This window comes from Bartonella sp. AA81SXKL (assembly GCF_042196945.1).
Lineage (GTDB): Bacteria > Pseudomonadota > Alphaproteobacteria > Rhizobiales > Rhizobiaceae > Bartonella.
The window spans coordinates 1-250 of the sequence record NZ_JBHIRH010000360.1 but is presented as its reverse complement, the minus strand read 5'-3'; positions in this window follow the sequence as shown (position 1 = coordinate 250).

The following is a 250-nucleotide window of genomic DNA, read 5'->3' as shown; positions in this document are numbered from 1 at the left end:
ACTTTCAAATGTATAATGATATTTTTGATATGTCGCCAATATTTCTTAATATCACGGAAGCTTCACAATATAAGAAATACCTCTTATAGCTTACCATTGCCATTTCCAAAAACTGCACTGTTACACGCTAAACATAACAACCAGAATAAAATGGATATGACTTAAAAAAGAAACAAGAAATTCTCCAATAGAAAAGACAGATCATTTTACTTATCAATAGCGCTTTAGCTGCCTAAGAATTTTACTGCCT